This is a genomic window from Streptomyces sp. NPDC037271 (genome assembly GCF_055603605.1).
The window spans coordinates 425,847-437,161 of record NZ_JBVJVN010000002.1 but is presented as its reverse complement, the minus strand read 5'-3'; the positions used below and the strand labels follow the sequence as shown (position 1 = coordinate 437,161).

9 protein-coding genes are annotated in these 11,315 nt (G+C 72.0%); 4 read left to right on the top strand and 5 right to left on the bottom strand.

Translation table 11 applies throughout. The features are described 5' to 3' along the window. Positions 1-60: 60 nt before the first annotated feature. The 3 genes from ACZ7G3_RS06600 to ACZ7G3_RS06590 form a co-directional block, all read right to left on the bottom strand. On the bottom strand, positions 61-189 hold the full coding sequence (locus tag ACZ7G3_RS06600; protein ID WP_470923649.1) for a hypothetical protein: 129 nt from the start codon (positions 187-189) through the stop codon (positions 61-63). Between the two features lie 570 nt (positions 190-759). Beyond that, positions 760-987 carry a DUF397 domain-containing protein gene (locus ACZ7G3_RS06595; protein WP_470923647.1) on the bottom strand — a complete coding sequence of 76 codons (228 nt, stop codon included), beginning with the start codon at positions 985-987 and terminating at the stop codon, positions 760-762. A gap of 71 nt (positions 988-1,058) precedes the next feature. After that, positions 1,059-1,430, bottom strand: coding sequence for a hypothetical protein (locus ACZ7G3_RS06590; RefSeq protein WP_470923645.1), 372 nt, complete (start codon positions 1,428-1,430; stop codon positions 1,059-1,061). A 92-nt stretch (positions 1,431-1,522) separates the two neighbouring features. On the opposite strand from ACZ7G3_RS06590, the gene ACZ7G3_RS06585 reads away from it, so the two are divergent. The 4 genes from ACZ7G3_RS06585 (at position 1,523) to ACZ7G3_RS06570 (ending at position 8,347) form a co-directional block, all read left to right on the top strand. Further along, entirely contained in the window at positions 1,523-2,512 is a 990-nt protein-coding gene (locus ACZ7G3_RS06585; RefSeq protein WP_470923643.1) for an esterase-like activity of phytase family protein, read from the top strand. A 96-nt stretch (positions 2,513-2,608) separates the two neighbouring features. Next, positions 2,609-6,349: an ABC transporter ATP-binding protein gene (locus ACZ7G3_RS06580; RefSeq protein WP_470923986.1), complete on the top strand. Its 3,741-nt coding sequence runs from the start codon at positions 2,609-2,611 to the stop codon at positions 6,347-6,349. An 86-nt stretch (positions 6,350-6,435) separates the two neighbouring features. Continuing rightward, the gene (locus ACZ7G3_RS06575; RefSeq protein WP_470923984.1) at positions 6,436-6,828 is read left to right on the top strand and encodes a hypothetical protein; all 393 of its coding nucleotides are present in this window, start codon (positions 6,436-6,438) and stop codon (positions 6,826-6,828) included. Positions 6,829-6,922: 94 nt separating this feature from the next. Continuing rightward, positions 6,923-8,347, top strand: coding sequence for a S28 family serine protease (locus ACZ7G3_RS06570; protein ID WP_470923641.1), 1,425 nt, complete (start codon positions 6,923-6,925; stop codon positions 8,345-8,347). Between the two features lie 57 nt (positions 8,348-8,404). On the opposite strand, the gene ACZ7G3_RS06565 is transcribed toward ACZ7G3_RS06570, so the two are convergent. Further along, positions 8,405-9,082 (bottom strand): hypothetical protein, encoded by a 678-nt coding sequence (locus tag ACZ7G3_RS06565; RefSeq protein WP_470923639.1) that lies wholly within the window; start codon positions 9,080-9,082, stop codon positions 8,405-8,407. A gap of 124 nt (positions 9,083-9,206) precedes the next feature. After that, a complete protein-coding gene (locus ACZ7G3_RS06560) occupies positions 9,207-11,057 on the bottom strand; it encodes a glycoside hydrolase family 3 protein (protein WP_470923637.1) in 1,851 nt (616 codons plus the stop codon). Positions 11,058-11,315 lie beyond the last annotated feature (258 nt).

The window sequence follows — 11,315 nt, the reverse complement described above, 5'->3', positions numbered from 1 at the left end:
GCGGCCGATGGGCACGGACTGTGCCCCGCCTGGGGCTCAGCTGTGAATCCCGTGGCGGGATCACTCAGGCGCGGCCCACGGGGCGAGCAGGTCGCGCAGCAGCTCGGCGAAGGCCCCGTCCAGAGTGGCCTCCCAGTCCTGGTCGCCGACGGCCTCGGGGCAGAGGGCGGCCGGCCGGGCGATCCACATGATTTTCCAGGGTGTGGAATGCAGGGCGGGGTCGCTCCACACTCCGCCGTGCGGGCGAGGGGGTGGAGCAGGTCGCTGACGCACCTCGTCACCACCTGCACCAAAGGGCCGTCGGTCGCCGTGTGCGCCTGTGAGAGCGCCCTGGAGGAGGTTCGGGCGACGGCGGCTGTCGTCGGATGGCGTCGGACGACGCGTACGACCTGCGCGAGGTGCTCGACGATTCCCCGGACGGTGCCGTCACTGGGGTGCGTGCGGTCCGCGCTGTCGAAGGCGTGCCCAAGTTCGGTTTTCAGCGCGCGCAGGTGAAGCGCGGAGGCCGTCTTCCAGTTGGAGTAGAGGTAGTTGCGCGAGACGCCGCACGCGCGGGCGACGGAGGGGAGGGACACGTTCAGTCCGTCGGTGCGCATGAGTGTGCGCGTCGTGCTGATCACGTGTCCGGTGCTGAGGGGGTCACGGTCGTGCCAGGGGGCCGGGCTCATGGACCCATGGTCCGGAAAAGCGTGAACTTTTGAGGGTGTTTGTCCTTGGGGCACTCAGATGAGCGACGTAAGGACGATTGGGCTGGAAAGTTCACGCTTCTGAGGGGGAGGGGTGCGCCTTGAGTGCTGTGATAAACGACGACCAGCCGACCGTCGAGAGCACCAGCGCGGGGCCGTGGGGGACCTTCGAATCCCGGACGGGTATTCCGGCAGGCCAGTCGTCCACCACCTCCACGCAGCTGCCGCCCTCGCTGTCGCTGTGAGTCGAACGTCGCCACCCGCCCAGTACGTCGGCGTCAGGAAAGCTGTGGTCAGTCATGGTGTCCGTAGTCCTTCGCAACGTCCGCGGCGCGGAGAGCCGGGGCACGCGGTGACGCCGACCGCGGCCCGTCACTCGACCAGTTCGGGGAACTCCTCTTTGAGCGCGGCGAGCTGAGCGCGATGTCCGGCGTTGAACTCGGCCAGTTCCGGCAGGCCCAGGTTCTTGTCGAGGGCGACGGCCTGCGCAGGCACCAGGGCCGCTATCGCGCCGAACACCTCGCCCACCGCCTTCGCGTGCCGTTCCCGCTGGACAGCGGTCACCAGGTCCTCGAAGAGATCCAGCTCCAGGTCCTCGATCCGCCGGCGCGGACTGTCCTTCCCCTCGAACTCGTCCCGGACCGCCGGCTTGGGCGCGCCGGAGTCGACGAGGAATTTCAGTACCCGCAGCGTCGCGTACAGCCGCCCGGCCAGCCTCTGACCGCTCTCCCTCTGCTCTGCCATGTCTCATTACTTGCCGTCGGAACGCCCTCCCGCACCCCACCCTTCGAAAAGCGGCCAACTTCCGGCCACCCCTCCGCCCTACGGTGACGGCCATGCGCCCGAGAACCCTTCGTACCGCCCTCGCCACCCTCACCGCAGGTCTCGCGGCGGCCGGCTGCCTCACCGCCGCCGGACCCGCCGCCGCGCACGAGAGGCCGCCGAGGAACGACTGCTCGCCCGCCGTCTCCCTCACCGGCTTCTCCGACGCCCTCGACAAGACCACCCACGACGGCACCTACGTCGGCAACCTCTCCGCCCTCGCCCGCGACCGCCACGGCTCCCTGGCCGCGCTCTCCGACCGCTCCGCCCTCTTCCGGCTGGACGCGCGCACGCTGAAGCCGCGGGGCGTGATCCCGCTCGCCGACGAGAACGGCGCCGCCCTCGACGCCGAGGGGCTTGTCGTCTCCCGCGACGGCACCTACCTCGTCTCCTCCGAGACCGAGCCGTCCATCCGCCGCTACTCCCGCACCGGCCGGATCCTCGACCGCCTCCCCGTGCCGGACGCCCTCCGCACCGCCCCCGAGGGCCGCGCCCGGACCAACGGCAGCTTCGAGGGGCTCACGGCCCTCCCCGGCGGCCGGACCCTGATCGCCTCCATGGAGTACCCGCTCGCCGGTGACCCGGCCGACCTGGTCCGCTTCCAGACCTGGCAGCGGACGCGGCACGGACACTTCCGGCTCGGCGCCCAGTACACCTACCGGACCGACACCGGCCTCGGCGTCTCCGAGACCACCGCCACCCCCGACGGGCGCCTCCTCGTCCTGGAGCGCGGCTTCACCTCCGGCGTCGGCAACACCGTCCGCCTCTACCTGGCCGACCGGCGCGGCGCCACCCTCGGCAAGACCCTCCTCGCCGACCTCGCCGACTGCCCCTCCCTCGGCGCCACCGCCAAGCAGCCCCAGCCCAGTCCGCTCCTCGACAACTTCGAGGGGATGACCGTCACCGGCCGGAGCAAGGGCCGCCTGGAGGTCCTGATCGTCAGCGACGACAACCAGAACGCCGCACAGACGACCCGCTTCCTCAGGCTCCGGGTCCGCGCCTGAATCGTTGCCGCGGGATGAAATCCCCGCTCGCCCGCGTTGGTGCCTTCCGGTAGATCAGGTGAGCAGGACGACCGACGAATGACCGGAGGGCACGGCGTGGACGCGCAACGGGGATGGGCACGACGACTGGCGGGCTACGCCTGGCGCTATCCCAAGGACGTCGTCCTCGCCCTCGGCGCCTCTCTGGGGGGCATGGCCGTCATGGCCCTGGTCCCGCTGATCACCAAGGTGATCATCGACGACGTGATCGGCGACAAGACCAGGGGCATGGCGCTCTGGGCCGGTCTCCTGATCGGCGCCGCGGTCGTCGTCTACGTCCTCACCTACATCCGCCGCTACTACGGCGGCCGGCTCGCCCTCGACGTCCAGCACGACCTGCGCACCGACATGTACGGGACGATCACCCGGCTCGACGGGCAGCGTCAGGACGAGCTGTCCACGGGGCAGGTCGTCGGACGGGCGACCAGTGACCTCCAGCTGGTCCAGAGCCTGCTGTTCATGCTCCCGATGACCATCGGGAACGTCCTGCTCTTCCTGATCTCCCTCGTCATCATGGCGTGGCTGTCCCCGCCGCTCACGCTCGTCGCCCTCGCCGTCGCCCCCGCGCTGTGGTTCATCGCCCGCCGCAGCCGCACCCGCCTGCACCCCGCCACCTGGTACGCCCAGGCCCAGGCCGCCGCCGTCGCCGGCGTGGTCGACGGCTCGGTGAGCGGCGTACGCGTGGTGAAGGGCTTCGGACAGGAGGAGCAGGAGACCGGGAAGCTCAGGGAGGTCGGGCGCAGGCTCTTCGCCGGGCGGCTGCGGACGATCAGACTGAACGCCACCTACACCCCCGCCCTCCAGGCCGTCCCCGCCCTCGGCCAGGTCGCCATGCTCGCCCTCGGCGGCTGGCTCGCCGTACGCGGGAACATCACCCTCGGCACCTTCGTCGCCTTCTCCACCTACCTCGCGCAGCTCGTCGGCCCGGTCCGCATGCTCGCCATGGTCCTCACCGTCGGCCAGCAGGCCCGCGCCGGCACCGAACGCGTCCTGGAGCTGATCGACACCGAGCCCGTGATCGAGGACGGCACCAGGACCCTGCCCGCCGACGCGCCCGCGACCGTCGAGTTCGACGACGTCGCCTTCGGTTACGCCACGGACTCCGGAGAGAGCAGGCCCGTCCTCGACGGTCTCTCCTTCGAGATCCGCGCGGGCGAGACCCTCGCCGTGGTCGGCTCCTCCGGTTCCGGCAAGTCCACCCTCTCGCTGCTCCTGCCGCGCTTCTACGACGTGACGCGCGGCGCCGTCCTCATCGGCGGCCACGACGTGCGCGAACTGACCCTGGACTCGCTGCGGGCCGCCATCGGACTCGTGCCCGAGGACTCCTTCCTCTTCTCGGACACCGTGCGCGCCAACATCGCGTACGGCCGTCCGGACGCCACCGACGAGGAGATCGAGGCCGCCGCCCGGGCCGCGCAGGCCCACCGGTTCATCACCGAACTGCCCGACGGCTACGCCACCACCGTCGGCGAGCACGGCCTGACCCTCTCCGGCGGCCAGCGCCAGCGTGTCGCCCTCGCCCGCGCGATCCTCACCGACCCCCGGCTGCTGGTCCTCGACGACGCCACGTCCGCCGTGGACGCCCGCGTCGAGCACGAGATCCACGACGCGCTGAAGCAGGTCATGCGGGGCCGCACCACGCTCCTCATCGCCCACCGCCGCTCCACCCTCGGCCTCGCCGACCGCATCGCCGTCCTCGACCACGGCCGCCTCGCCGACCTCGGCACCCACGAAGAGCTCCAGGAGCGCTCCGCCCTCTACCGGCGCCTGCTCACCGACCCCGACGAGCTGGGCGGGGTGTCACCGGGGCACGCCCGGCCCGCCGCGCCCGCCGAGGACACCTCCGTCCGCGACGAGCTGGACGCCGAGTTCGACGCCGAGCGCGGGGTCACCCCACGGCTGTGGACCGGCGACCGCGTACCGAAGGACACCGCCCTCGCCGGCACCCCCGCCACCCCGGAACTGCTCGCCCAGGTCGACGCGCTGCCCCCCGCCGACGCGACCCCGGACATCGACGAGGCGCGGGCCGTCGAACCGGAGGAGTCCTACGGCCTGCGCCGCCTGCTGCGCGGCTTCCGCACACCGCTGCTGATCAGCCTCGCCCTGGTCACCGTGGACGCCGGCATGGGCCTGCTGCTGCCCGTACTGATCCGGCACGGCATCGACGAGGGCGTCACCCAGGCCGCCCTCGGCGCGGTCTGGGCGGCCTCGCTGCTGGGGCTGCTCGCCGTGCTCGCCCAGTGGACGGCGCAGACCGGCGAGATCCGCATGACCGGCCGGACGGGGGAGCGGATCCTCTACTCGCTCCGGCTGAAGATCTTCGCCCAGCTCCAGCGGCTCGGCCTCGACTACTACGAGCGCGAACTGACCGGGCGGATCATGACCCGGATGACGACGGACGTGGACGCGCTGTCGACGTTCCTGCAGACCGGACTCGTCACCGCCTTCGTCTCGGTCGTCACCTTCTTCGGCATCATGGTCGCCCTGCTGGTCATCGACGTGGAACTCGCGCTGGTCGTCTTCGCGACCCTGCCGCCGCTGATCATCGCCACGTACTTCTTCCGCAGGGCCAGCGTGAAGGCGTACGAACTGGCCCGGGAACGGGTCTCCTCGGTCAACGCCGACCTCCAGGAATCGGTGGCCGGGCTCAGGATCGTGCAGGCCTTCCGGCGCGAGCACGACGGCGGCCGGCGGTTCGCCGAACACAGCGACAGCTACCGGCAGGCACGCATCCGGGGCCAGTGGCTGATCTCGGTCTACTTCCCGTTCGTGCAGCTGCTGTCCTCGGCCGCGGTCGCCGCCGTACTGATCGTCGGCGGCGCGCGGATCGACGACGCGACGCTGACGACCGGCGCGCTGGTGGCGTACCTGCTCTACATCGACCTGTTCTTCGCGCCCGTCCAGCAGCTCTCCCAGGTCTTCGACGGCTACCAGCAGGCGTCCGTCTCCCTCGGCCGCATCCAGGAACTGCTGCGGGAACCGACGTCGACGAAGGCCCCCGACAAGCCGCTCGACGTCCAATCCCTGCGCGGCGACATCGCCTTCGAGGACGTGCACTTCCGGTACGGGGGCGCCGACGAGGAGGACGCCGCCCTCACCGGCATCGACCTGCGCATCCCCGCCGGACAGACCGTCGCCTTCGTCGGCGAGACCGGCGCGGGCAAGTCGACCCTGGTCAAGCTGGTCGCCCGGTTCTACGACCCGACGGGCGGACGGGTCACCGTCGACGGGCAGGACCTGCGCGCCCTCGACCTCACCTCCTACCGGCACCGGCTGGGAGTCGTCCCGCAGGAGGCGTACCTCTTCCCCGGCACCGTCCGGGACGCCATCGCCTACGGCCGCCCGGACGCCACCGACGCCGAGGTGGAGGCGGCGGCGCGGGCGGTCGGCGCCCACGAGATGATCGCGACACTGGAGGGCGGCTACCTCCACGAGGTCGCCGAGCGGGGCCGCAACCTCTCCGCCGGACAGCGGCAGCTGATCGCGCTGGCCCGCGCCGAACTGGTCGACCCCGACGTACTGCTCCTCGACGAGGCCACCGCAGCCCTGGACCTGGCCACGGAGGCGCAGGTCAACCAGGCCACCGACCGTGTCGCGGGCCGCCGTACGACACTGGTCGTCGCACACCGGCTCACCACCGCCGCCCGCGCGGACCGCGTCGTCGTCATGGACGGCGGACGGGTCGCCGAGGACGGTACGCACGACGAGCTGCTGGCGCTCGACGGGCGGTACGCGCGGCTGTGGCGGACCTTCGTCGGCGCGGCCGAACCGGAGGAGCCGGTCGGCGCCCTGCACTGACACTCGCGCAACCATGCGACAGGTGGCGTGCGTCCGTACACCCGTACGTCGGTGATCGCCGTACGGATGAGGCGGAGGGGACCGTGGTGGGCCAGGGCGGGGCGGGAATACGACGGCGGCTGGCGCACGGCACGGCCCTGCTGGCCGCGGCCGGGCTGCTCGCCGTCGCGGTACCGCAGGAGGCACAGGCCGCCGCGGCGTGCCCGGGCCGCAAGGTACGCACACTGCAGTTCTCCACCGGGTCCGTCCTCGTCCACAAGCGGGGCAGCTACGTCTGCGCCGTCACCGTCCCCAAGAACCCCGGCACCAAGCGGCAGATGTCCGTCAGCGTGCAGGCGCGCGGCGGCCGGCCGGTCGTGGACGCGGGGCGGTTCGCCTACCGGGCGGGGCCGGTGACCGTGCACGTCGGGAAGCGCTGCGTGTGGGTGAGGGGCAAGGTGTCCGGGGGCTCGGTCAGCTCCGGCTGGATCCTCTGCTGAAGGGGTCTTCGGCTGCCAATTCCTCATCTCCCCTGGTGTGCGGACGACTTGCTCCGATAGCTTCCGGCGCACATCTGCTTCACAGGGAGGGTGCATGCGCAAGGCGCTCAGATGGCTGCTGGCGCTCGCGGTGCTCATAGGCACCGTCAGCACGGCGGGCGCGGCCACCGCCGCCGAGCCGAAGGCCGTCGACATCAAGGACCGGCTGCTGTCCATACCGGGCATGAGCCTGATCGAGGAGAAGCCGTACACCGGCTACCGCTTCTTCGTCCTCAACTACACCCAGCCGGTCGACCACCGGCGCCCGTCCAAGGGCACGTTCCAGCAGCGGATCACCGTGCTGCACAAGGACACGGCCCGCCCGACGGTCTTCTACACCGGCGGCTACAGCGTCTCCACGAACCCCAGTCGCCGCGAGCCGACCCAGATCGTCGACGGCAACCAGGTCTCCATGGAGTACCGCTACTTCACCCCGTCCCGTCCCGAGCCCGCCGACTGGTCCAAGCTGGACATCTGGCAGGCCGCCAGCGACCAGCACCGCATCTTCAAGGCACTGAAGCCGGTCTACTCCGAGAACTGGATCTCCACCGGCGGCTCCAAGGGCGGCATGACCGCCACCTACTACGAGCGCTTCTACCCGCGCGACATGGACGGCGTCGTCGCCTACGTCGCCCCCAACGACGTGGTGAACCGCGAGGACTCCGCCTACGACCGCTTCTTCGCCCGCGTCGGCACCGAGGAGTGCCGCGACCGGCTGAACGGCGTGCAGCGCGAGGCACTGGTACGCCGGGCGCCGCTCAAGGAGAAGTACCGGGCGTACGCGGCCGAGAACGGCTACACCTTCGACACCATCGGCGGCCTGGACCGCGCCTACGAGGCCGTCGTCCTCGACTACGTCTGGGGCTTCTGGCAGTACAGCACCGTGAAGGACTGCGCCGGCATCCCGGCCGACGCCGAGAACGCCACCGACGAGGCGCTCTGGGAGTCGGTGAACACCATCTCCGGCTTCTCCTTCTACACGGACCAGGGCCTCGCCCCCTACACGCCGTACTACTACCAGGCGGGCACCCAGCTCGGCGCGCCGACGATCCACTTCCCGCACATCGAGAAGAAGTACGTCCGCTACGGCTACCAGCCGCCGCGCAACTTCGTGCCCCGTTCGATCGACATGAGGTTCGAGCCGTGGGCGATGCGGGACGTCGACCGCTGGGTGCGGCACAACGCCGACCAGATGCTGTTCGTGTACGGCGAGAACGACCCGTGGGGTGCCGAGCCCTTCCGCCTCGGGCACGGCGCGCGTGACTCCTACGTCCTCACCGCGCCCGGCATGAACCACGGTGCCAACGTCGCCGGTCTGGTGCCCGAGGAGAAGGCCCTCGCCACGGCCCGCATCCTCGACTGGGCGGGCGTCGCCTCCGCCAAGGTCCAGGAGAACCCGTCGGCGGCCAGGCCGCTGGCGACGTTCGACGCCAAGCTGGACGAGCGGGACGTGCAGCGCGAACCGATGCTGCGCCCGTAGGACGGTGGCTGCGTCCGGCGCCGCTGAGACCCCGAGCCCGTGAGGCTCCGCGGTGGGTCACAGCGGCCGGGCGCAGCCCACCGGCCGTTCGCCGCCGAGACGGACGTAGAGGCCGGTGGAGGCAGGGCAGTCCCCCCGGGACGCGACCGCCTCGACCACCTTGAACTGCGGTTTCCTCTCGCCCTTGCCGTCGCACGCGGTCTCGCGGACCTTGCCGCTCCCGGCGTCGTAGACGCAGTCGCCGACGATGGTGCGCGGGCCGCCCCCGCCGCCCGGATCACCGGGGTGCGGCGGCTGGAGCTTGCGCATGCAGGCGTAGCCCCGCGGCACGGCCCCGTCGCCGTCCTCGTCGGCGGAAGGGCGCTGCTCGCTGATGTGCAGGACGAAGTCGGTGGTGGCGGGGCACGGCGGCCCGTCGTCCGCACGGCCGTCCTCCCGCGCCACGACCCGCGCCGCCGCCCGCTCACTGCCGCACGGCACCTCGGTGAAGCTGACCGTCCCGAACGAGCTGCACTCGTCGATCGCCAGGAACACCGCGCCGTACCCGGACGGCCGGACGGCGGCCGGGGCCGAGCCCGACGCGGCCTCGCCGCCGATCCGGGCGTCCCCGTTCGTGTCCCCGCTCGCGCCGTCGACCTCGCCCGCCGGGCCCGCCGGGCTCTGGCAGCCCGTCAGCAGCACGGCGCACAGCATCGACAGCGCGCACAGCACCCCCGCGGACCATCTCTCACGCATCGCCAACCCCCCGGACCCCTGGTCCAGCGTGCCCCGCCGCGGGCGGGGCACGCCAGACGCGCGGGGTGCATTGCGCACGGGTGACGGGGGCGCCCCCGGCGCGTGGCGTAGGCCGCGCTACGCCCTACGGCCGGTACGACAGCCCGTGCCCGAGGGGGAACAGCACCGCCGCCGGGTCGTCCGCCCGCACCACCGGAACCGGCAGCTTCCCGCGCGGCCGTACCCGCCCGGCGATCACCCGGGCCGCCGCCCGCACCTCGACGTCGGTCCAGGAGTAGGCGGCGAGGTGGGCGGGGACGTCCGGGAGGTGGGCCACGTCGTACGGATTGCGGACCGCGACCGCGACGACCGGCTTCCCGGTCTCCAGCAGCCGCGCGACCAGCGTGCGCTGACTGCTGCGCGCCGTGACGTTGTACGTGGCGACCACCACCGCGTCGACGTCCCCGGCCGCCGCGACCGCCCGGTCGACGACGGCGGCGGACGGGGCGGTGCCCGTGGACAGGGCGGTGGCCGTGAAACCCGACCGCGTCAGCTCGTCCGCGAGGACACCCGTGGGCGGCCCGGTCGTACCCGAGGGGGAGGCGGGGTCGGCGCCCACGACGAGCACCCTCGGGTGCTCCCGCCGGGACAGCGGGAGCAGCTGCCCCTCGTTGACCAGCAGCGTGGTGGTCCGCTCGGCGATCCGGTCGGCCGCGGCCAGGTGACCGCGGGTGCCGACCGTGCGGTCGACGTCCCGCCGGCTGGTGTAGGCGTCCCGGAACAGCCCGAGTTTCGCCTTCAGCCGCAGCACGCGCAGGATCGATTCGTCGAGCCGGGCCTCGGTGAGTTCGCCGTCCCGTACGGCCGTCAGGACCGCGTTCCAGGCGAGGTCCAGGTCCGGCGGGTTGAGCAGCTGGTCGACGCCCGCCTTCAGCGCCAGCACCGGCACCCGGTCGTCGCCGTACTTGGTCCGTACGCCCTGCATGCCGAGGGAGTCGGTGACCACGACCCCGTCGAAGCCCAGTTCCTCGCGCAGTATGCCGGTGAGGATGGGGCGGGAGAGGGTGGCCGGGTCGCCCGAGTCGTCGAGCGCCGGGACCATGAGATGGCCGGTCATGATCGCGTCGATGCCGGCCTCGACCGCCGCGCGGAAGGGCGGAGCGTCCAGCTCCTCCCACTGCGCGCGGCTGTGCGTGATGACCGGAATGCCGGTGTGGCTGTCGGTGGCCGTGTCACCGTGCCCGGGGAAGTGCTTGGCGCACGCGGCGACCCCGGACCGCTGGTACCCCGTCACCTCGGCGGTCACCATCCCCGCCACCGCCTCCGGGTCGGCACCGAAGGACCGCACGCCGATCACGGGGTTGGCCGGGTTGACGTTCACGTCGGCGACGGGGGAGTAGTCCTGCCGGATGCCCATCGCGCGCAGCTCGGCTCCCGCGATCCGGCCGAGGGCGCGGGCGTCGGAACGCGACCCGCCCGCACCGACGGCCATCGCGCCCGGGAAGAGGGTCGCGGGCTCGCCCACCCGGGCCACGATGCCGTACTCCTGGTCGGTGGAGATGAGCACCGGCAGGCCGCGCGGCAGCCCCAGCGACGCCTTCTGGATGCCGTTGGACAGGCCGGCGATCTGGTGCGGGTCGCGGGTGTTGTGCGCCCAGGCGAAGTAGATGATCCCGCCGACCCGGTACTTGGCGACCAGCTCGGCCGCGGTGCGGACGCCGATCTCCTCGAGGTTGGCGTCGATGTCGGCCTGGTCCGGGTCGGTGGCGGAGTGGCCGTAGACCCGCATGACGAAGAGCTGACCGACCTTCTCCTCCAGCGTCATGCGCGAGACGAGGGCGCGGAGCTTGTCGTCGCCGGGCCCGCGGGCGGCGTCGGCGTACGCGGTGCCGCCGCCGGCCGCCAGAGCCGCGGTGACGACCGCGGTGGCGGTGAGGACGGTACGTCTGGAGGGGTGTGCGGTGCTTCCCGGGCCGGCCGTGCTGCTGTGGTGCACGTGCGCTCCTTCCGGAGTGATCCGCTGGGGAATCGCTGGAGAGCTGCTGAAGGAAACTTCCAAGGAGTCACCAATATCCGGGAAGTTTCTGCCAGTCAAGGGAGCGCACAGGAGTCGTCCGAAGCGGTGAAGACCGAGCCGGTGGGGCCGCCGTCGGCGCTAGGGAGGGGGGCGCGCCGACGGCGGCGGGCTGCCGGCCGCGGTACGGATGGAGAGGGTGGTCAGCGATCGCAGCCAGCAGCGAGGCCGACACCGCAC

What these genes read in the sequence shown, in the direction of transcription:
- ACZ7G3_RS06600 (WP_470923649.1), bottom strand. Translation starts at nt 189, where the DNA reads ATGTGGATCGCCCGGCCGGCCGCCCTCTGCCCCGAGGCCGTCGGCGAC.
- ACZ7G3_RS06595 (WP_470923647.1), bottom strand. Translation starts at nt 987, where the DNA reads ATGACTGACCACAGCTTTCCTGACGCCGACGTACTGGGCGGGTGGCGA.
- ACZ7G3_RS06590 (WP_470923645.1), bottom strand. Translation starts at nt 1,430, where the DNA reads ATGGCAGAGCAGAGGGAGAGCGGTCAGAGGCTGGCCGGGCGGCTGTAC.
- ACZ7G3_RS06585 (WP_470923643.1), top strand. Translation starts at nt 1,523, where the DNA reads ATGCGCCCGAGAACCCTTCGTACCGCCCTCGCCACCCTCACCGCAGGT.
- ACZ7G3_RS06570 (WP_470923641.1), top strand. Translation starts at nt 6,923, where the DNA reads ATGCGCAAGGCGCTCAGATGGCTGCTGGCGCTCGCGGTGCTCATAGGC.
- ACZ7G3_RS06565 (WP_470923639.1), bottom strand. Translation starts at nt 9,082, where the DNA reads ATGCGTGAGAGATGGTCCGCGGGGGTGCTGTGCGCGCTGTCGATGCTG.